General features: G+C 62.8%; 16 protein-coding genes. 8 read left to right on the top strand and 8 right to left on the bottom strand.

Annotation, left to right across the window (positions count from 1 at the left end):
• Window positions 1-120: 120 nt before the first annotated feature.
• From BLR13_RS05905 to BLR13_RS05895, 3 genes are all read right to left on the bottom strand, one after another.
• Window positions 121-957 carry an alpha/beta hydrolase gene (locus BLR13_RS05905; RefSeq protein WP_074826617.1) on the bottom strand — a complete coding sequence of 279 codons (837 nt, stop codon included), beginning with the start codon at window positions 955-957 and terminating at the stop codon, window positions 121-123.
• A 141-nt stretch (window positions 958-1,098) separates the two neighbouring features.
• Window positions 1,099-2,046, bottom strand: a complete 948-nt coding sequence (locus BLR13_RS05900) for an IS110 family transposase (RefSeq protein ID WP_074826621.1) — start codon at window positions 2,044-2,046, stop codon at window positions 1,099-1,101.
• 309 nt (window positions 2,047-2,355) lie between these two features.
• Window positions 2,356-2,733 carry a VOC family protein gene (locus tag BLR13_RS05895; RefSeq protein ID WP_074826624.1) on the bottom strand — a complete coding sequence of 126 codons (378 nt, stop codon included), beginning with the start codon at window positions 2,731-2,733 and terminating at the stop codon, window positions 2,356-2,358.
• A gap of 340 nt (window positions 2,734-3,073) precedes the next feature.
• Between BLR13_RS05895 and BLR13_RS05890 the strand changes: the two genes are divergently transcribed.
• Complete coding sequence (locus BLR13_RS05890; protein WP_074826627.1) at window positions 3,074-4,324, top strand: multidrug effflux MFS transporter; 1,251 nt, start codon at window positions 3,074-3,076, stop codon at window positions 4,322-4,324.
• Between the two features lie 596 nt (window positions 4,325-4,920).
• Here the strand turns inward: BLR13_RS05890 and BLR13_RS05885 are convergent.
• Window positions 4,921-5,700 carry an SDR family NAD(P)-dependent oxidoreductase gene (locus BLR13_RS05885; protein WP_074826628.1) on the bottom strand — a complete coding sequence of 260 codons (780 nt, stop codon included), beginning with the start codon at window positions 5,698-5,700 and terminating at the stop codon, window positions 4,921-4,923.
• 178 nt (window positions 5,701-5,878) lie between these two features.
• Between BLR13_RS05885 and BLR13_RS05880 the strand changes: the two genes are divergently transcribed.
• Genes BLR13_RS05880 through BLR13_RS05870 form a run of 3 tightly spaced genes read left to right on the top strand, consistent with a single transcriptional unit; the run spans window position 5,879 to window position 8,058 of the window.
• The gene (locus BLR13_RS05880) at window positions 5,879-6,670 is read left to right on the top strand and encodes an enoyl-CoA hydratase/isomerase (RefSeq protein WP_074826631.1); all 792 of its coding nucleotides are present in this window, start codon (window positions 5,879-5,881) and stop codon (window positions 6,668-6,670) included.
• 24 nt (window positions 6,671-6,694) lie between these two features.
• Entirely contained in the window at window positions 6,695-7,681 is a 987-nt protein-coding gene (locus tag BLR13_RS05875; RefSeq protein ID WP_074826634.1) for a phosphotransferase family protein, read from the top strand.
• 2 nt (window positions 7,682-7,683) lie between these two features.
• Window positions 7,684-8,058: a DUF6285 domain-containing protein gene (locus BLR13_RS05870; RefSeq protein ID WP_074831856.1), complete on the top strand. Its 375-nt coding sequence runs from the start codon at window positions 7,684-7,686 to the stop codon at window positions 8,056-8,058.
• 114 nt (window positions 8,059-8,172) lie between these two features.
• Here the strand turns inward: BLR13_RS05870 and BLR13_RS05865 are convergent, their stop codons facing one another.
• On the bottom strand, window positions 8,173-8,952 hold the full coding sequence (locus BLR13_RS05865) for an enoyl-CoA hydratase-related protein (protein ID WP_074826636.1): 780 nt from the start codon (window positions 8,950-8,952) through the stop codon (window positions 8,173-8,175).
• A 233-nt stretch (window positions 8,953-9,185) separates the two neighbouring features.
• Here BLR13_RS05865 and BLR13_RS05860 point away from each other — a divergent pair, with 233 nt between their 5' ends.
• Window positions 9,186-10,460 (top strand): acyl-CoA dehydrogenase family protein, encoded by a 1,275-nt coding sequence (locus tag BLR13_RS05860; protein WP_074826639.1) that lies wholly within the window; start codon window positions 9,186-9,188, stop codon window positions 10,458-10,460.
• Window positions 10,461-10,651: 191 nt separating this feature from the next.
• Here BLR13_RS05860 and BLR13_RS05855 read toward each other — a convergent pair whose 3' ends face one another.
• A complete protein-coding gene (locus tag BLR13_RS05855) occupies window positions 10,652-12,229 on the bottom strand; it encodes a fatty acid--CoA ligase (RefSeq protein ID WP_074826641.1) in 1,578 nt (525 codons plus the stop codon).
• A 75-nt stretch (window positions 12,230-12,304) separates the two neighbouring features.
• Window positions 12,305-13,180, bottom strand: coding sequence for an SDR family oxidoreductase (locus BLR13_RS05850; RefSeq protein ID WP_074826644.1), 876 nt, complete (start codon window positions 13,178-13,180; stop codon window positions 12,305-12,307).
• A gap of 104 nt (window positions 13,181-13,284) precedes the next feature.
• On the opposite strand from BLR13_RS05850, the gene BLR13_RS05845 reads away from it, so the two are divergent.
• The 3 genes from BLR13_RS05845 (at window position 13,285) to ppc (ending at window position 18,653) form a co-directional block, all read left to right on the top strand.
• A complete protein-coding gene (locus BLR13_RS05845) occupies window positions 13,285-14,100 on the top strand; it encodes a crotonase/enoyl-CoA hydratase family protein (RefSeq protein WP_074826647.1) in 816 nt (271 codons plus the stop codon).
• Between the two features lie 137 nt (window positions 14,101-14,237).
• Complete coding sequence (locus BLR13_RS05840) at window positions 14,238-15,782, top strand: acyl-CoA synthetase (RefSeq protein ID WP_074826651.1); 1,545 nt, start codon at window positions 14,238-14,240, stop codon at window positions 15,780-15,782.
• Window positions 15,783-15,869: 87 nt separating this feature from the next.
• On the top strand, window positions 15,870-18,653 hold the full coding sequence (gene ppc, locus BLR13_RS05835) for a phosphoenolpyruvate carboxylase (protein WP_074826655.1): 2,784 nt from the start codon (window positions 15,870-15,872) through the stop codon (window positions 18,651-18,653).
• A 138-nt stretch (window positions 18,654-18,791) separates the two neighbouring features.
• On the opposite strand, the gene BLR13_RS05830 is transcribed toward ppc, so the two are convergent.
• On the bottom strand, window positions 18,792-19,670 hold the full coding sequence (locus tag BLR13_RS05830; RefSeq protein WP_079587972.1) for an SMP-30/gluconolactonase/LRE family protein: 879 nt from the start codon (window positions 19,668-19,670) through the stop codon (window positions 18,792-18,794).
• Between the last annotated feature and the right edge of the window lie 215 nt (window positions 19,671-19,885).

Genomic DNA, 19,885 nt, shown 5'->3' with positions numbered 1-19,885 from the left:
TGGGTTAGCGCAGCGTAACCCACCATTTTGTCGTGAGATGTTGGAAAGAGAAGAGGTGGGTTACGCCTTCGGCTAACCCACCCTACGATTCTTCGGGTGAGTAGCAATTCCACCGCCGAACTACGGCAGCGGCATTCCCTTGTTGAAGCCGATCAGGTTGCTGGTATCGACCGGCCGGAGATCGCTGACCGTGCTGTCGCCGAGGAACGCGTCGAGCGCGGACTGGATCGCTTCCTTGGCGTTCTCCGGGCCACGATCGCTCATCCAGGTGTGCTGATATTTGGTGTGTACGATGTCGATGCCGTCAGCCTTGGCCTGCGCGGGCGTCGGCAGCACGCCGGGATCGGTCTGGAAGTGCGGATCATCCGAGCGGAACGACAAGATCTTCATCCTGTCGTTGAGCACGAAGGGCACGCGCAGATTGTCCAGCGTGACGACCTTGGCCGTCAGGTCCGGATGCTGCTTGGCAAAATACATCGCGGTGTCGCCGCCGTTCGAGTGGCCGACCAGCGTCAGCTGATCGTAATTCGCGTTCGGATCGCGCTTCTTGAGCTGATCGATCGCAAACAGGATGTTGGCTTCACCCTTCTTGTAGACGTCGAGCCGGCCGACATAGGGCTGGCCCACCTTGGTCACCAGCGGCGGATCGCCTGGGTTATCCTGCTGGATGCTGACGACCATGTAGCCGCGGGCCGCGAACACGTTGGCCAGAAACGAATACTCGGTGTTCTTGACGGTGTTGCCGTTCGAGATGATGGCGACCGGAAGCTTCCAGTAGCCGGCATCGGCCTTCCACTCGTAATCCCGGCGCACGGCGACATCGACCGAGACCGGCCGCTGTCGCGCCGCGTCGAACAGGTCAATGGACTCGTGCCGAATACCCCATTTGCTGATGGCAAAGTATTGCGCGCCGACCACGGTGCACAGGCACGCCAGAACCGTTAATCCGCGCCTCATCGTCTCCGTCCCAAATCAATTGATTTCAAGATATGGTGTTTAACGCGGGGCAGCAGATCTGGATGTGTTTTGCGCAGCATTAAATTTGCGAAAGCTTGCAGATTGCCGGGAACTATCCGTGGTCTGTAGCAACCATTAAAGCTAAGCGGCATTTTCAGTCCACGGGGTGCCGCGCTGGACGACGGTATTTGCGTAGATGAGGAGCTTTCGCGCGCAGGCGATTAGCGCTGCGTTGTGGGCTTTGCCCTTTGCAGTGAGGCGGCCATAGAGGGCAACCAGAGCCTTGTTCCATCGGAAGGCCGCCGGGAGGGCTGCGGCAAACAGTGAGCGCCGCAGCCGGCTGCGGCCTCCAGCGATTTTGCGCTGACCTCTGTGCTGTCCGCTATCGGCGGCGAACGGAGCCAGCCCGGCCAAGGCTGCGGCTTCTTCACGGCTGACGCAACCGAGCTCGGGCATGCGGATGACGATCGCCAGCGCTGTGCGTTCGCCGATACCTGGAATGCTCAGCACCAGCTTTAGCCGCTTGGCCAGATCGCCGTGGCCGCGAAGACGCTTGGCAATGTCGCGTATCTGCGCCGCCTTGCGTGCTTTCAGCCGGGCTATATCGCTGTTGACGATGCGCCGCAGCGCAGGCTCGTCAATGTGCTCGAGCCGGTTCTTGAACCGCTTGATGTCTTCCTCGATCTGCTCGAGGAAGGTCAGATAATCGGCCAATTCCGTCAACCGCGGATCCGGTGCGATCTCCGGTGGATCAACCGCTGCAGCGCAGGCTGCGATCAATATCGCGTCGAGTGCATCATTCTTGGCACGGCGCAAATGTACCCGGCCGAAGGCTTTGACCTGTAGTGGCTGCAGCAACAGCACGATAAAGCCTGCCGCCCGCAGATGCTCTACCACGCCGCGTTCATAGCCGCCCGTCGCTTCGATGCCGACACGCGTCACGCCGGACTTGGCGAGGCTAGCCACAAGGGACCGCCAGCCAGCTAAATCGTTGGTGACCTGCCAACGTTCGGCCCGGTCGTGAACCGCGATATCGAGTTTAGCTTTGGACGTATCGATTCCAGCCGTCGTTATGTTAGACTTTGTCATCTTCCTCGACCCTGCCTTGTGAAGCGAACCAAGTTGTTCCGGCAACCATCCGGGTCCGATGAAGGTGCTGACGCGATCAAGCTACGGGGCAGCCACAAACTGCTCTGGGTGGGTTCGATCCGATCGCCAGCGGCCTGCCGCGGGGTGCAAACCGCGGCAGGCCATTCCTCACGGAACAAGCCGACGATAACTGATTGCGCTATTACAAGGGTGGGTTAGCGAAGCGTAACCCACCTTTTTTTGCGCGGGCAGAGAAGAGGTGGGTTACGGCATCCGCCTGACCCACCCTACGACTCCACGATTCTCTTCTCACACCATCCGGTGCATCGCGCAGATCTTGTTGCCGTCGGGATCGCGCAGGTAGGCGAGATAGAGTTTGCCCGCGGGACCTTCGCGCACGCCGGGCGGATCCTCGCAAGGCGTCGCGCCATGGGCGACACCGGCCGCGTGCCAGGCGTCGGCCTGCTCGGGCGAGTTGGCGGCAAAGCCGATAGTGCCGCCATTGGCACAGGTCGCGGGCTCGCCGTTGATCGGCTTCGACACCGAAAACGTGCCTGTTTTGGTGAAGTAGAAAATACGGTGGCGGTCCACCTTGGCGGGCCGGACGTCGAGCGTGCCGAGCAGCGCGTCATAAAACGTCTTGGCCTTTTCCAGGTCGTTGGTGCCGATCATGACATGCGAAAACATTCTTCGGTCTCCTCCCCAAGTATCCCTAAGTTATCCCGGACGTTTAGGGTTGGCCGGGTAAACGGCCCTTCAGCGGCGCCGCAATTCGACGCTAACAGCACCGATCGGCTTTCGGAAGCGCGAGGCGTAGCAGATTTTGCTCCCGCGCTGCCCCTGGCGGGGGCCTGCATCCCACGTTGTCGGATTTTGCCTGCAAGCAGGGCAAACCGCCTGAAGCAACGGCAATATGACGGTAACACCTTGTTGACCAAGCAGTTTTCGTCGGGCTGCCATTCCCGAACGGCGCTTGTGCAATGCAGCAAAAATCGTACAACGGAGGCCGACTCGCAAAGGAATTTAAGTGTCCGATATCAATGCCGACGCCTGGGTATCCTCAGGCCACCGCCCGATGGGCTTTCCCGAATTCGTCGTCGTCATCGCCTCGATCATGGCACTCAATCCGCTGGCGATGGACATGATGCTGCCGGCATTGCCGAACATCGGCTCGGCGTTCCACCTCGAAGTTGCCAACCGTCCGCAGATGGTGCTGTCGATCTTCCTGCTCGGCTTCGGCGTCGGCCAGTTCGTGATGGGACCGCTGTCCGACCGCTTCGGCCGCCGCCCGGTGCTGCTCGGCGGCATGGCGGTCTATTGCATTGCGAGCCTGCTCGCGATCGCCGCACCCTCGTTCGAGACCCTGCTGCTGGCGCGCGCGCTGCAGGGGTTGGGAACATCGGCCACCCGGGTCATCGCGGTCTCGATCGTGCGCGACTGCTATGCCGGTCGCAAAATGGCGAGCGTGATGTCGCTGGCGATGATGGTGTTCATCGCCGTTCCCGTCATTGCGCCTTCGTTCGGCCAGGCGGTGATGCTGCTGGCGCAATGGCGCGGCATCTTCATCGTGCTGATGCTGTATGGCGTGGCGGCCCTGATCTGGAGCGCGCTGCGGATGCCGGAGACGCTGCCGGTTTCCGAACGCAAATCGATCGCCATTCGCGATGTGCTGGGCGCATTCCGCCAGACCGTCACCAACCGCCAGACCTTCGGCTATGCACTCGCCGCCGGTGGCGTGATGGGCTCGCTGTTTGCGTTCGTATTCTCGTCGCAGCAGATTTTTACCGAGATCTATCATCTCGGACATTATTTCCCGCTGGCCTTCGCGGCCATCGCGGTCGGCGTCGCCATCGCAGGCTTTCTCAACGCCAAGATTGTCGGCCGGGTCGGCATGCGCGTGATGTCGCATACCGCGCTGGTGATTTTCGTGGCCGTGGCCGGGACCATGTTCGCGGCGACCAGACTGCACATGCTGCCGCTCGGACTGTTCATGCCGCTGGCGGCGCTGATGATGTTCGCCTTCGGCCTGATGATGGCGAACTTCACCGCGCTCGCGATGGAGCCGCAGGGCCATATCGCCGGCACCGCGTCGTCGCTGTACGGTTCGATCACGACGCTGCTCGGCATCGGTATCGGCGCTACCATCGGCCAGGACTATGACGGCACGCTGGTGCCGTTCACGACCGGCTTCTTTCTCTGCACACTGGCCGCGCTCGGCGTCGTGCTGATGGTCGAAAAGGGGCGGCTGTTCAGGCCGCACCAGTTCGTCATCAAGTAGCGGCCGATGGTGGCAAGAAAGCCGGTCACCAGGGCGAGCTCTTATAAGCCTTAAAGCCATTGCGCGGGGAAGGCCGGAGTGTTTCCGCTGAACCTGTATGCTCGTGCGCGCCTTTGTTGATGCACATGGCACGCAAGACCGCGGGTGCGGCGCGCACCCGGTCTTCCCTGCGCCCTCCGTTTTGGAGGGTAAGGTTTCCAGCAAAACTCCGGGCGCAAAGCGCCGCGAGAATGCTCTCGCTTACCCTCCCCTGGAGGGGGAGGGTCGACGCGAAGCGGCGGGGTGGGGTGACGGTCTCTCCTCGCAAACAGTGCCCGAGTGGAGAGATCACCCCACCCCGGCACGGATCTCGCTTCGCTCGATCCGTGCCGACCCTCCCCCTCCAGGGGAGGGTGAAACAGGAAGAGCCGCGCGATGGATTGCTTCGCGGAGCCTGTCATCGGGCGCGCATTTGCGCGACCCGTTGGCTCGCAATGACGGCGTCGGCTTCGTAGCGTGGGCAAAGCGTAGCGTGCCCACCATGCAGAACACGCGGCACGCAAATGGTGGGCACGGCGCAAGAGCGCCTTTGCCCACCCTACGAAGTGCAACCAACCTCAAAACGCCGTGTACCCACCGTCGATCACAAAAGTATCCGCCGTATGATACGACGATGCCTTGCTCATGATGTAGACCGCGATGCCGCCGAAATCCGTGGGCTCGCCGAAGCGGCGCACCGGGATGCGCGGCATTACGTTGGCGACGAATTTGTCGTTGGCCATGATGTTGGCGGTCATGTCGCTCTTGATCCAGCCCGGCAGGATCGCATTGGCGGTGACGCCGTAGCGCGCCAGCTCGACGGCGAGCGCGCGGCACAGCGCATTCAACGCGGCCTTGGTGCCGGCGTAGTGCTCGTTGCGCGCGGTGCCGAACAGCGACGCGAGGCTGGAGGTTGCGACCAGCCGGCCGAACTTGTCGCCGGCCTCCGCGCGCTCGGTCATGTGGCGGGCGGCGGCCTGGAACACATGAAACACGCCGTCGAGATTGGTTGCGAACATCTTGCGCCACTCTTCCTCGGTGCGGTCGATGAAGGCGCGCCGTCCGCCGCCGCCGATGCCGGCATTGGCAAAGCAGCCGTCGACCCGGCCGAATGTATCCAGCGTGGCCTTCATCGCGGCCTTCACCGACGCGGGATCGGAGACGTCGCAGATCTGCGTGTGGACCTTGCCTTTACCGGAAGCCATGCTGGCCGCCGCGTTCTTGTTCTTGCCGGCGTTGCGGCCCCAGATCGAGACGTTGCAGCCTTCGGCGTGCAGCGCCTGCGCGATGCCGAGGCCGATGCCGCCATTTCCTCCGGTGATGACCGCGGTGCGGCCGGTGAGGTCGAAGATGCTCATATTGGTATCCTTTGGGTGTTTCCATTTGGTGCGGCGCGTTTTAGATACGCGTCCGATGATGGATAGACGTTCAAGGGCAACCATGGACAAGGCCGTCCGGAAAATCAAATATGGGTCGAGACATCAAATCTGCCATCGCGCACAAAAATAGCGCGTAAACACAACTCACGAGGAAACAATGCAGTTCAAGCACGTCACGCTCGATTTCGATGGTTCGGTGGCCATCCTTAAGCTCGACCATCAGGAGGTCATGAACGCGGTCTCGATCGACATGCTGGGCGGCCTCGCCGAGGCGCTGGATGCGATCGAAGAGAAGCGCGCCGAGGTGCGCTGCCTTGTCATCACGGGCGCCGGCCGCGCGTTCTGCACCGGCGCCAACCTGCAGGGCCGCAGCAACGCCAAGCCCGGCAAGGTCAATGCCGGCGCCGCGCTGGAAACCGCGTTCCACCCGTTCCTGCGCCGCCTGCGCAACCTGCATTGCCCGATCGTGACCGCGGTCAACGGTCCGGCCGCCGGCGCCGGCATGAGTTTCGCGCTGATGGGCGACATGATCCTGTGCGCGCGCTCGTCCTATTTCCTGCAGGCGTTCCGCCGCATCGGCCTGGTGCCGGATTGCGGCTCGACCTGGCTGTTGCCGCGCATGATCGGCAAGGCGCGATCGGTCGAACTGTCGCTGATGGGCGAACGGCTGCCGGCCGAAAAGGCGCTGGAATGGGGCCTCGTCAACCGCGTCCATGACGACGCCACGCTGATGGAAGAGACCATGAAGCTGGCGCATGATCTGGCGAACGGGCCGACGATCGCGCTGTCGCTGATCCGAAAACTCTATTGGGACAGCCCGGAAAATTCCTACGAGGAACAGCTCAACCTCGAATTCGAATCGCAGCGCATCGCGGGTTCCGCGGAAGACTTCAAGGAAGGCGTGACCGCCTTCCTCGAAAAGCGCCCCGCCAAGTTCCGAGGAAAATGATTTAAGGCAAATGATCCAGAGAACATGATCGAACAGCAACTCGGACGCTGCGTCGCCTCCTGGTATCCGGGGGCGACCGGCGTCACTGGCGCCGCAAAACTCTCCGGCGGCGCCAGCCAGGAGACCTGGAGCTTCGACATCGTCCATGCGGGCGGCACCTCAGGCGCGATCCTGCGTCGCGCGCCGCCGGGCTATGGCGCCTCGCCGGGGCGCGCCGCCGGGCTCGACGCCGAGGCGACGTTGATGCAACTCGCGCATGACGCCGGCCTGCCGTCGCCGCGCGTGATGCATGTGCTTGTTCCCGAAGACGAACTCGGAACCGGCTTCATCATGCAGCGGATCGAGGGCGAAACCATCGCGCGCAAGATTCTGCGCGATGAGGAATTTGACAAGGCGCGGCCGCTGCTGGCGCGGCAACTCGGCAAGGTCGTGGCCGGCATTCATGGACTGCCGGCGGCGAAACTGCCGAAGCTGCGCGAGATGACGGCGACCAGGGAGATCGCCGATCTCGAACGGGAATACCGCAGTTTCGGCTGGCCGCGGCCGGTGTTCGAACTGGCCTTGCGCTGGCTGCGTGCGCGCGATCCCGGGCCATCGAAAGAGGTGACGCTGGTGCATGGCGATTTCCGCAACGGCAATCTCATCATCGGTCCCGACGGCGTCCGCGCGGTGCTTGACTGGGAGCTCGCGCATTTCGGCGATCCGATGGAGGACCTGGGTTGGATCTGCGTCAATTCCTGGCGCTTCGGCGAGATCGACAAACCGGTCGGCGGCTTCGGTTCGCGCGAGGACCTGTTCGCGGGCTATGAGGAAACCGGCCGCAAGGCCGATCCGGAGCGCGTGATGTTCTGGGAAGTGATGGGCACGCTGCGCTGGGGCATCATGTGCTGCGGCATGATGCAGCGGTTTCGCTCAGGGCCGGATCATTCGATGGAGCGTGCCATGATCGGGCGGCGCTCGTCGGAAACCGAAATCGATTTGCTTAGATTGCTAGCCCCGCGGGGGAAATGAAAATGCAGGACGAACCGACACCCATCGAACTGATCAAGGCGGTTGCCGATTTCCTGCGCAACGAAATCACGCCCGCGATCAAGGGCCACAACGCCTTCAAGCTCCGCGTCGGCATCAACGCGCTCGATCTCGTCACGCGGCAACTGACACTGGCGGACAGCGGCGATGCGGCCGAGCACATCAGGCTGAAGCAGCTGCTGGGTACCGACGGCCCGCTGATCGAACTCAATCGCGCGCTGTCGGACAAAATTGCAAAGGGCGAGGTCGATCTGCAGACGCCGGGATTGGCCGAGCATTTGTGGCAGACCACGATGGACAAGCTCGCGGTCGATCAGCCGAACTACGGGTCGTACAAGCGGGAGCTGGGGAAGAAGTAGGACGATCACAACTCTATCGTCATGCCCGGGCTTGTCCCGGGCATCCACGACTTACTTGCCGAGGCAAAGACGTGGATGGCCGGGTTAAGCCCGGCCATGACGGAGCAAGTACGATTAACGCCCCAGCCACTTCGGCGGGCGCTTCTCCGAAAACGCCTTCGGCCCCTCGATGTAGTCCTGCGAGGCCGCCATCGCCTTCACCGCGGGGTATTCGCGCTGCTCGGCAATCGCCTGTTCCAGCGAAACTTCCAGGCCCTTCTGGATCGCCTGCTTGGAGGCGCGGATCGACATCGGCGAATTCTTGCAGATGGTCTCGGCCCAGCGCTCGGCGGCCGCCATCAGTTCGGCCTGCGGAACCACTTCGTTGACGAAGCCGAGTTCGAGCCCCTCCTTGGCCGAAACGTGGCGCGCGGTCAGGATCATGCCCATGGCGCGCTTCAGGCCGATCTGGCGCGGCAGCCGGTGCACGCCACCGGCCAAAGCGGCGAGGCCGACGCGCGGCTCGGGCAGCGCGAAGGTGGCGTTGTCGGAAGCGATGATGAGGTCGCAGGCCAGCGCGATTTCAAAGCCGCCGCCCATCGCCACGCCGTTGACGGCGGCGATGATCGGCTTGTCGCAGTCGAAGCGCGAGGTGAGGCCGGCGAAGCCGCCCTTGTCCCAGCCGCGCTTGCCGCCCGCGGCCTGCCATTTCAGGTCGTTGCCGGCGCAGAACGCCTTATCGCCGGCGCCGGTGACGATCGCGACCCACTGGTCGGGATCGGCCGAGAAATCGTCGAACACCTTGTTGAGCTCGAAATGCGCGTCGATATGCAGCGCGTTGTACACTTCGGGGCGCGACAGTGTGATGATCGTGATCGGTCCCTTGCGCGTGACCTTGGAGAATTTCAGATCCATGTTCGCTCCCGTGTTGATTTTCTGCAGCAAAGAATATTGGCCGCGATACTAGCGCCTGCGCGGCTGATGATGCCATCCAATTACGCAACGCGCCCGCGCGTGCCAAGCGTTATTCCCTCGCTTGACTTGTCCTTGACTTGGGCCGGGTATTCCAACCTTATTCGATCCGAGCAGGAGCGCCCCGTAGCGCCTAAACGCAAATCATAAAATCAACAGTTCCGGGAGAGACCGCCTTGGATTTCGCCTTACCCGCCGACCTCGTCGCCTATCTCGACGAACTTGACCGCTTCATCGCACGCGAGATCAAGCCGCTGGAAGAGGCCGATGACAACATCCGCTTCTTCGATCACCGCCGCGAATGGGCGCGCACCGATTTCGACAATGGCGGCCTGCCGCGCCATGAATGGGAAGCGCTGCTGCGCAAGGCCAAGAATCTCGCCGACGCCGCCGGCTATTTGCGCTTTGCGATCCCGAAGCGCTACGGCGGCAAGGACGGTTCCAACCTCTGGATGGCCGTGATCCGCGAGCATTTTGCATCGAAGGGCCTCGGCCTGCACAACGACCTGCAGAACGAGCATTCGATCGTCGGCAATCTGCCGATCGTGACCATGCTGGACCGTTACGGTACCGACGAGCAGAAGGCGATGATCGACGGCTCGATCACCGGCAAATACCGCATCACCTTTGGCTTGACCGAACCCGAGCACGGCTCCGATGCGACCCACATGGAAACAAGGGCGGTGCCGGCGACGCGCGACAACGTCAAGGGCTGGGTCGTCAACGGCCAGAAGATGTGGACCACCGGCATGCATGTCGCGACGCATTGCGCGCTGTTTGCCCGCACGTCCGGCGAAGACGGCGATGCGCGGGGCATCACCTGCCTGCTGGTGCCAGCGAAGGCTGAGGGCGTGAAGGTCGAGGAGTACATGTGGACCTTCAACATGCCGACCGACCATCCGCGTGTCAGCTTTACCGACGTGTTCGTGCCTGACGATGCGCTGTTCGGCGAGGTCGGCCGCGGCCTGTCGCTGGCGCAGTGCTTTGTGCACGAGAACCGCATCCGGCAGGCGGCGAGTTCACTGGGTGCCGCGGTCTACTGCATCAATGAAAGTGTGAAGTACGCGCGCGAGCGCAAACCGTTCGGCAAGGCGCTAGCCGAGAACCAGGCGATCCAGTGGCCGCTGGTGGAACTGGCGACGCAGGCCGAGATGCTGCGGCTTCTGATCCGCAAGACCGCGTGGGAGATGGACCAGCTCACCCAGGCCCAGGTCGAACACACGCTGTCCGACAAGGTCTCGATGTGTAACTTCTGGGCCAACCGCCTGTGCTGCGAAGCCGCCGACCGCGCCATGCAGGTACATGGCGGCATGGGCTATTCACGCCATAAACCGTTCGAACACATCTACCGCCACCACCGCCGCTACCGCATCACCGAAGGCAGCGAGGAAATCCAGAAGCGCAAGGTGGCGGGATTCCTGTTTGGGTATATGGGGGCAGGGAAGCATTGAGAGATGGCGAGCACTCTCAACATGTCGTCCCCGCGAACGCGGGGACCCATAACCACAGGATAGAGTGCGAGGCACGCTAGTTAAGTCAAAGGCAACCGACACTGCGCAAAACTATTGATGGCACGGCGTATGGGTCCCCGCGTTCGCGGGGACGACGATCTGGATATGCCGCGCACTTCGCGCGGACGAAATCAATTCACCTGACGATCCTTGCCCGCCCAATACGGATCGCGCAAATTCCGTCGCAGAATCTTGCCGGAGGGATTGCGCGGCAGCGCTTCGAGGAAGTCGACCGACTTCGGCGTCTTGAAGCCGGCGATGCGCTCGCGGGCGAAGTTGATGATGTCGGTTGCGGTCGCGGACTTGCCCGGCTTCATCACCACGACGGCCTTGACCGCTTCGCCCCATTTGTCGTCGGGGATACCGATCACGGCGGCTTCGGCGACATCGGGGTGGTCGCAGATCGCGCTCTCGACTTCGGCGGGGTAGATGTTCTCGCCGCCGGAGATGATCATGTCCTTGATGCGGTCGTGGATATAGAGGTAGCCGTCACTGTCCATGTAGCCGGCATCGCCGGTGCGCAGCCAGCCGTCGGCGCCGAGCGTCTTGGCGGTGGCCTCCGGCAGGTTCCAGTAGCCGACCATGTTGGAGCCGGAGCGGGTGGCGATCTCGCCGACTTCGCCCGGCGGCAGCGGCTTGCCGTCGGCGTCGAGGATCGCAAGCTCAATGCCGGGCAGCGCCTTGCCGGCCGAGCGCATGCGGTCCAGTCCCTCGATATGATCCTCGGGCGGGAGGGCGACGATAGTGCCTGTCGTCTCGGTCATGCCGTACATCTGCACGAAGCCGCATTTGAAGACCTCGATGCATTCCTTCAACAGCGCCGCCGGAATCGGCGAAGCGCCGTACAGCATGTATTTCAGCCGCGAGAAATCGACCTGCCGCGCCCGCGGCTGCCGCACCACGAACTGCATCGCGGCCGGCACCATGAACAGTTTGGTGATCCCGGACTGCTCGAAGAAATCCAGCACCTTGGTCGGATCGAACTCGCGCGCGATGACACCCTTGGCGCCGTGATAGAGGCCCATCACGCCCCAGCCGCTGCCGCCGATGTGGAAAATCGGCATCGCCACCAGCGAGACGTCGTTGGTGGTCCACCGGTTCCATTCGGGCTTCTCGGCCTCGTTGCCGGTCTGCACCAGGTTGAGGAAGTTGGCGTGCGACAGCATCGCGCCCTTGGGCTTGCCTGTCGTGCCGGAAGTATAGAGCTGGATCGCGATCTCCTTCGGGCTGATCGGCACCTTGGGATCGTCGCCGCTGGCGGCATCCCGCCATGCCGTAAAATCCTGCCATTCCGGCGCGCCGCCCTCGGTGGTGATGATGTGCCGCACATCAGGCAATTGCGGTTTGAGGTTGCGGGCCTGGGCAATGAATTCCGGCCCGACGAACAGCACCGGCGCCTTGCAGTCGGCGACGATGAAGGCGACCTCGGGACCGGCGAGGCGCCAGTTCACCGGCGCCATCACCACGTTGGCCTTCATGGCGCCGAGCAGCAGCTCGAAATAGATGTCGCTGTTCTTGCCGAGATAGGCGATGCGCTCGCGCGGTTTGACGCCGAGCGCGATCAGTGCGTTGGCGACGCGGTTGGTCTTGATGTCGAATTCGGCGAAGCTCGTGTGGCGCCCTTCGAATTCATAGACCAGCGCGTTGCCGCGGCTCCTGGCGCGCTCGCGCACCATGTCGGCCAGGTTGGCCGGTTGCTGTGTGGACATGTCGCTCCCGTGGCGTCTTATTTTCGTTGCGCGGAGTTTGGCGTCATCCGGCAACAAAGACAATACGGGAGTGACTCAACCCCGCGCGGCGCGGTCCTTTTCGTTCTGCGCCTTGATCGAATCGCGCGCCGTGTTCCAGTCGGCGTCGCTCCAGTCGCGCAACTCGTAGAAATTGCCGCCCGTCGCCAGTCCCTGCGCGCCGTCCATCGCGATGGTCTCGCCGTTGATCCAGTCGCAGCCGCCCGAAATCAGGAACACGGCCAGGTTCTGCAATTCCTCCATCGAGCCGACCCGGCCCATCGGATTCCTGGCAATGGTACGTGCGCCAGGCGCATCGTTGGGATTGAGGCGCTTGCTCATGCCTTCGGTCGGAATCTCGCCGGGGGCGATGGTGTTCAGGCGAATGCCGTATTTGCCCCACTCCATCGCCAGCGACATCGTCATGGCGTGGATTGCGGACTTGCTCATCGCCGACGGCACCACATAGGGCGAACCGTTGCGTACCCAGGTCACGGTAATCGACACCACGTTGCCGGGCAGCTTGTCGGCGATCCAGCGCCGGCCGACGGCGTGCGTCACGTAGAAGGTGCCGTGCATGACGATATTGGCGATCGCGTCGAAGCCGCGCGGTGTCAGGTCCTGCGTGCGCGAGACGAAATTGCCGGCGGCGTTGTTGATGAGATCGGTGAGGGGACCGGCGGCAGTCCAGATCTGCTCGATCATCTCGTCGACGGCCATCGCGTTGCGGATGTCGACGCCGTGGCTGACCACACGTCCGCCGTGCAGGTCCATCAATTCGGTTGCAGTCTCGTCGCACACGCTCTTGCGGCGGCCGCAGATATGAACCTCGGCACCAAGGCTGAGAAAGCGCGCGGCCATCGACTTGCCGAGGCCGGTTCCGCCTCCGGTCACGAGAATGCGCCGCCCGGCGAGAAGCTGATCGTTGAACATCGTTTCCACCTAAAGGGATTGTCTGTTAATTGGTCGATTGACTAAATCCGGACAACGCCGTTCTGTAAAGCGGCAACAAAGAAAAACTGCGGAGGAAAATTCTCATGGAGCAACGCGTCTCGATATCGATTTCGGACGGCATCGCCGACGTCCGACTGGTGCGGGCGGACAAGATGAACGCGCTCGATGCCGCGATGTTTGACGCGCTGGTGGCCGCTACGGAGCGGCTGGCGCATGAAAAGGGTGTGCGAGCGGTAGTATTGTCCGGCGAGGGGCGTGCGTTCTGCGCCGGTCTCGATATGGGACGCTTCGCTGCGATGAAGGAGAGCGGCGGTAACGGGGTAGCTGGCGGTGAGAAACGCGACCTGTCGGTGCGTACCCACGGGCTGGCGAATTTTCCCCAGCAGGCGGTGTGGGGCTGGCGGCAGCTTCCGGTGCCGGTGATTGCCGCGATCCAGGGTGTGGCGTTCGGCGGCGGCTTCCAGCTCGCGCTCGGCGCCGACATGCGTTTCCTCACCCCGGATGCGCGGATGTCGATCATGGAAATCAAATGGGGCCTGGTGCCCGACATGGCCGGCACGCCGATCCTCGCCAGCCTGGTGCGCGACGATATCCTGCGCGAGCTGACCTATACCGGCCGCATCTTCTCCGCCCAGGAAGCGATGAGCTACGGCCTCGCGACGCGCATCTGCGATGATCCGCGCGCGGCGGCGCTGGAGCTTGCGCGCGAGATCGCCGGCAAGAGCCCCGATGCGATCCGCGCCTGCAAGCGCATGCTCAACAAGCTGTCGGTCGATCCCGGTCCGGCGCTGCTCGCCGAATCCGTCGAGCAACAGAAGCTGCTGGGCAGTCCGAACCAGACCGAAGCCGTTCGCGCCAACATGGAAAAGCGCGCGCCACGGTTTGCGGAGGCGGGCTGAACGTTAGTCCCTCATCCTGAGGAGCGCGTAGCGCGTCTCGAAGGATGAGGCCCGTGGCCCATGGTTCGAGACGCGCGAAGACGCGCTCCTCACCATGAGGCCCTACTTAATACCCGGCACGAGATCGGAATACGACAATGACAACCTCACCACTCTTCCACGGCATCATCAGCGGCCAGCGTCGGCGCAGCCATGACGAGGTCGCCGAGCGTGTCGACCGCATCGCCAGCGGCCTGCAGAAGCTCGGTGTCAAGCAGGGCGACAGCGTCTGCATGCTGATGCGCAACGACATCGCCTTCATCGAGGCGGCCTACGCCGCGATGCGGCTCGGCGCCTATGGCGTGCCGGTCAACTGGCACTTCAAGCCGGAAGAGATCAATTATGTGTTGAAGGATTCCGGCTCGTCGGTGCTGATCGCGCATGCCGACATGCTGCATCAGTTGCGCGATGCGATCCCGTCAGGCGTCACCGCCCTCAGTGTGCCGACGCCGCCGGAAATTCTCGCCAACTACAAGATCAACCCCGATCATCTCGGCACGCCGGATTTCGCGGTCGATTTCGAATCCTGGCTGAAGCAATTCCCGCGCTACGACGGGCCGGCGGTGCCGCAGCCGCAGAACATGATCTACACCTCGGGCACCACGGGCCACCCCAAGGGCGTACGACGTTTTGCACCGACGCCGGAGCAGAGCGCCAACGCCGAGCGGATGCGGGCGATGATCTACGGCCTCAAGCCGAATGCCCGCGCGCTGCTGCCGGGGCCGCTCTATCACTCCGCGCCGAACTCGTTCGGCCTGCGCGCCGGCCGGCTCGGTGGCGCGCTGGTGATCCTGCCGCGGTTCGAGCCGGAGGAATTCCTGCGCATCGTCGAGGCTGAGAAGATCGACACCATCTTCATGGTGCCGACCATGTTCATCCGGCTCATGAAGTTGCCGGAGGCCGTGCGCAACAAGTACGACATGTCGTCGCTGCGTCACATCATTCACGCCGCCGCACCGTGTCCGGCCGACGTCAAGCGCGCGATGATCGAATGGTGGGGACCGGTGATCTACGAATTTTACGGCTCGACCGAATCGGGCGCGGTCACCTTTGCCAATTCCGAGGACGCGCTGAAGAAGCCCGGCACCGTCGGCAAGATATCGCCCGGCGCGGAGCTGCGCTTCATCGGTGACGACGGACGCGAACTGCCGCAGGGCGAGATTGGTGAGATCTATTCGCGCATCGTCGGCAATCCCGACTTCACCTATCACAGCAAGCCGGAGAAACGCTCCGAGATCGATCGCGAGGGGTTCATCACCTCGGGCGACGTCGGCTATATCGACGCCGATGGCTATGTCTTCATCTGCGACCGCAAGCGCGACATGGTGATTTCGGGCGGCGTCAACATCTACCCGGCCGAGATCGAGGCGGCGCTGCACGCCATTCCGGGGGTACATGATTGCGCCGTGTTCGGCATTCCCGACGAGGAATTCGGAGAGGCGCTGATGGCGGTGGTCGAGCCGCAGCCGGGGGTGACGCTCGATATCGCCTCCATCCGGGCCCAGCTCAAGACCTCGTTGGCCGACTACAAGGTGCCTAAGCACGTCGAAATCCAGGGCAACCTGCCGCGGGAAGATTCCGGCAAGATCTTCAAGCGCCGGCTGCGCGATCCCTATTGGGAGCGGGCAGGACGAAAAATCTGATTTTGCACCGCCTCCATCTTTATCTTGCGCTGCGGCAAAAAAATTGCACACTCGGAACTGCCGGGCAGTTTCTGAGGTAGCCAGCCAATGTCTTCCCAGACCATGCCTTCCGAGATCGAAATCCGCACAAATCGCGTCGAAGACGCGGAGGATGCCCGGCTGCGGACCGATATTCGCCTGCTTGGGCGCATTCTCGGCGATACCGTGCGCGACCAGGAAGGCGCCGACGTGTTCGACCTGGTCGAGCGCATCCGGCAGACCTCGATCCGGTTCCATCGCGACGAGGACAAGCAGGCGCGGCGGGAACTGGAAGCTATCCTCGATAGTATGTCGCCCGGCCAGACCGTCCGCATCGTTCGCGCCTTCAGCTATTTTTCGCACCTCGCCAACATCGCCGAGGACCAGAACAACATCCGCCAGATGCGGGCGCGCGCCACCGCCGGCGGGGCGCCGGCCGGAACGCTCGCGGGCACGTTGGCGCATGCCCGTTCGGCCGGCTTCAGCGCTGCGGATCTGCGGAAGTTCTTCGCCGAGGCGCTGGTCAGTCCGGTCCTGACCGCCCATCCGACCGAGGTGCGCCGCAAGAGCACCATCGATCGCGAAATGGAGATCGCCGCACTGCTGGACCGGCGCGAACGCGTCCAGTTGACGCCGCAGGAGATCGAGGCCGACGACGAGCAGTTGCGCCGTGAGGTGCTGACGCTGTGGAAAACCAACCTGCTGCGCCGGACCAAGCTGACCGTGCTCGACGAAGTCGGCAACGGGCTGTCGTTCTACGACTACACCTTCCTGCGCGAGGTACCGCGGCTGCACTGCGCGCTCGAAGATCGGTTGAACGACGGCAATGGCGGCGCGCACGGCGACCTGGCCTCGTTCCTGCGGATGGGAAGCTGGATCGGCGGCGATCGCGACGGCAACCCGTTCGTGACCGCGGATGTGATGCGCGGCACCTTCAAGCTGCAATCGAGCCGCATACTGCGCTTCTATCTCGAAGAACTGCATCTGCTCGGCGGCGAACTGTCGATGGCGGCGCATCTTGCCGATGTCTCGAAGGACCTGCGCGCGCTAGCCGAGCGTTCACCCGACACGTCGCCGCACCGGATCGGCGAGCCATATCGGCTCGCGGTATCGGGTATCTACGCGCGACTCGCGGCGACCGCATTGAAGCTCGATGTGGAAACCAGGCGGCCGCCGGTCGGAGAGGCCGCGCCCTATGACGGCGCAAAGGACTTCAAGGCCGATCTCGATATTCTCTATCGTTCGCTGGTCTCGAACAATTCCGGCGTGATCGCGCGCGGCCGACTGCGGCAGTTGCGCCGGGCGGTGGATTGCTTCGGCTTCCACCTCGCGAGCCTCGACATCAGGCAGAACTCCGCGGTGCACGAACGCACGGTCGCCGAACTGATCGACGCCGCCACACCCGGCATGTCCTATCTGGCGCTGAACGAAGAGGCGCGGGTGGCTCTGCTCACCGGCGAACTGCGTAATTCGCGGCCGCTGACGTCGCCGTTCGTCAAATACAGCGAGGAGACGCTCGGCGAACTCGCGCTGTTCCATGCCGCCGCCGAGGCCCATGCGAAGTTTGGCGCAGACTCGATTCCCCAATGCATCATCTCGATGTGCAAGGGGATGTCCGACATGCTGGAGGTGGCGCTGCTTCTGAAGGAGGCCGGCCTGATCCATCCCTCGGGCCGCAGTTCGATCAACATCGTGCCGCTGTTCGAGACCATCGAGGATCTGCAGGCCTCCAGCGGCATCATGGACCGGATGCTGTCGATTCACGATTACCGCAAGCTGGTGGACAGCCGTGGCTCGGTGCAGGAGGTCATGCTCGGCTATTCCGACAGCAACAAGGATGGCGGCTTCGTCACGTCGGGCTGGGAACTCTATAAAGCGGAGATCGGCCTGATCGAGGTGTTCGAACGCCACCATGTCCGCCTGCGGCTGTTCCATGGCCGCGGCGGCTCGGTCGGCCGTGGCGGCGGCCCGAGCTATGACGCCATTATCGCGCAGCCGGGCGGCGCGGTGAACGGCCAGATCCGCATCACCGAGCAGGGCGAAATCATTTCCAGCAAATATTCCAACAGCGAGGTCGGCCGCAACAATCTGGAAATTCTCGCCGCCGCGACGCTGGAAGCAAGCCTGCTGCAGCCAAAGCACAGCGCGCCATCGGACGACTATCTGAAGGCGATGGAGCAATTGTCGGCGCTGGCCTTCAAGGCCTATCGCGGGCTGGTCTACGAGACCGAGGGCTTTGCCGACTATTTCTGGGGCTCGACCGTCATCACCGAGATTGCGACGCTGAACATCGGCAGCCGTCCGGCGTCGCGCAAGAAAACCCGCGAGATCGAAGACCTCCGCGCCATTCCCTGGGTGTTCAGCTGGGCGCAATGCCGACTGATGCTGCCGGGCTGGTACGGGTTTGCCAGCGCGGTCGAGGCCTGGATCAAGGAGCATCCCGACAAGGGCATGCCGTTCCTGCAGGAGCTTTACCGCGAATGGCCGTTCTTCCGCACGCTTCTGTCGAACATGGACATGGTGCTGGCCAAGAGTTCGATCGCGATTGCGTCGCGCTATGCCGAACTGGTGCCTGATGTTGAACTGCGCGAAAAGATCTTCGGGCGTATCCGCCGCGAATGGCATGACTGCATCGATTTGCTGCTGAAGATCATGAGCCAGGAGCGGCTGCTGCAGAGCAACCCGCTGCTGGAGCGTTCGATCCGCAACCGTTTCCCCTATCTCGATCCGCTCAACCACGTGCAGGTGGAGCTGCTGAAGGAGCACCGTGCGCAGAATGCCGATGAACAAGTGCTGCGCGGGATTCAGATCACGATCAACGGCATTTCGGCGGGATTGCGGAATAGCGGGTGAGGCGCGGTGCCGTCGCCGTTGCGTCCGCTCGTCATGCTCGGGCTTGACCAGCCTTGTGCCGGGCATCCACGCTTTCTTCCTCCGTGGCAATCACAAACGTGGGTGGCCGGGTCAAGCCCGGCCATGACGTGGAGTTGATCAAGGCTTCATTGCGCCCTGCACGCCGGTATAGACCGCATAAAGCGACGTCGAGCCACAGATATAAAGTCTGTTTCGTTGCTGGCCGCCGAAGCACAGATTGGCGACAGTTTCCGGGATGTGGATCTTGCCGAGCAGTTCGCCGTCAGGCGTGTAGCAGCGCACGCCGTCCTCCTTCGGATCGCCCCAACCGACGGAGCACCAAACACGCCCGGCGGTGTCACAGCGCATCCCGTCGGTAATGCTGGGCTTGGGCATTTCCGCAAAGACTTTGCCGTTCGAAACTTTTCCGGACCCGACATCCACGTCGAACACCCGGATATGCGACGGGTTGTCTGGCCCGTCCGTGAAGCCCGTGTCGATGACATAGAGCTTCTTCTCGTCGGGCGAGAAGGTAATGCCGTTGGGCTCCACGAAGTCGTCGACGACAACCTTGATGTCACCAGATTTCGGATCCATCCGGTAGACGTTTTTCTTTTCCTGCTCAGGCTCGGCTTTGATGCCCTCGTAATAGCCGCCGATACCGTAGACTGGATCGGTGAACCAGATCGAACCATCGGAAGCGACAACCGCGTCGTTCGGCGAGTTCAGCTTCTTGCCATTATATTTGTCGGCGATGATGGTAATCGAGCCGTCGAGTTCGGTCCGGGTGATGCGCCGGCCGGAATGTTCGCACGTGATCAGACGTCCTTCTCGGTCGATCGTATTGCCGTTGGAGTTCATCGACGGCTGGCGATAGACACTGAGATGACCGTCGTCTTCTGAAAACCGCATGATGCGGTTGTTCGGAATGTCGGAGAACAGCACGTACCGCCCGGCTGCGAAATAAACCGGGCCTTCAGCCCAGCGGAACCCGGTCGCGACGCGCTCAACCGCCATAGTGCCGGCGAAGGCCGGGAAATCCGATGGCCCGAACGATAGCTTGGGTTTGGCGGACTCCAGATGGGAATCCGGATAACGGCTTCCCGGAAGCGGGCCTAGGGGCAGCGGCTCCGTTGATAACGTGGGAGCGCCTGTTTGACCGAGCGGCGCAACCGAGGCCGCAGAGGCCGTCTTCATCGTCACGGCGGTTGCGGCAAGCGCCGTTGCGCCGC

Source organism: Bradyrhizobium ottawaense (assembly GCF_900099825.1).
Classification (GTDB): Bacteria; Pseudomonadota; Alphaproteobacteria; order Rhizobiales; family Xanthobacteraceae; genus Bradyrhizobium; species Bradyrhizobium ottawaense_A.
This window is presented reverse-complemented; position numbering and strand designations above follow the sequence as displayed.